1 protein-coding gene and 1 pseudogene are annotated in these 1,240 nt (G+C 37.4%); both read right to left on the minus strand.

Features of this window, described 5'->3' with window-relative positions; all coding sequences use genetic code 11:
• On the minus strand, window positions 1–641 hold a 641-nt coding region (locus EKL98_RS16400; protein ID WP_126563188.1), incomplete at its 3' end, for a biotin/lipoyl-containing protein.
• A gap of 52 nt (window positions 642–693) precedes the next feature.
• Window positions 694–1,240: pseudogene (locus tag EKL98_RS16405) on the minus strand (2-oxoglutarate dehydrogenase E1 component); the annotation flags it as partial.

Below are 1,240 nucleotides of genomic sequence, written 5' to 3' on the forward strand. Positions count from 1 at the left end.
TCGTTTCGCAACGTATTGATTGGCGTCATGTTTACTTCGTTGAAAGTAGTCAACATCGCGGTATCGTTTTTGGCAGCAACCAATCTTTCGGCAACTTTACGACGCAACATCGATAATTTGGTTCGTTCAGAACCACGAGTTCCACCCGTTGGAGTTCCCATAGATGGAACGGCATTTACAGCATCATCTTTGGTAATTCTTCCATCTTTTCCAGTTCCAACAATGTCAGAAGGTTGGATGTTTTTTTCGTCTAATATTTTTCTTGCTGCTGGAGATGGAGTTCCAGATGCATAAGAAGTTGGTGCTACTGGAGCTGCAACTTTTACTTCTTCTTTCTTCACTTCAACAGTTTTTGGTTCTTCTTTTTTAACTTCGGCAACTGACGCTGAAGCGGATGGTTTTGCAGCATCGGTATCAATATGACACACAATTGCCCCAACAGCTACTGCATCACCTTCTTCTGCTTTTAGAGAGATGATTCCGCTAGCTTCTGCTGGCAATTCAAGTGTTGCTTTGTCAGAATCAACCTCGGCAATGGCTTGATCTTTTTCTACATAATCACCGTCTTTTACTAACCATGTAGCAATTTCAACTTCTTTTATAGATTCCCCTGGTGATGGGACTTTCATTTCTAAAATCATCTTATTTATATTAAATTATGAATCTTAAATCTTTTTATTTGAATGTTTTATTTTAACGAACAAAATCTTTTTCAAAAACCATTTTAATTGCTTTTGCGTGTCGGTTTTTAGACCTTGTGTAACTTCCTGAAGCCGATGCAGAGGATACTCTTAAGGAAGCCAATCTCAAATTTACTTGATTGAAATTCATCAGCATATAACCATAAGCTCCCATGTTTTTAGGCTCTTCTTGTGCCCATACAAAATCATCTGCATTTGGATATTTGGCAATAATTTCTGTTAATTGATCAGCAGGCAATGGAAATAATTGTTCGATTCTCACAACAGCCACATCTTTTCTTCCTCTTATTTCTCTTTCAGCAGTAATATCATAATAGAATTTTCCTGTACAGAAAACTAGGGTTTTAACCTCAACTTTATTTACGGTTTCATCATCGATAGTTTCTTGGAAACACCCATTTTCTAATTCTTCGATGCTAGAAACGACTCTTGGATCACGAAGCAAACTTTTTGGTGTAAAAACAATAAGCGGCTTTCGGAATTTTAATTTCATTTGTCTTCTCAACAAGTGAAAGAAGTTGGCTGGCGTTGTACAATCG

Source organism: Flavobacterium bomense, assembly GCF_003970355.1.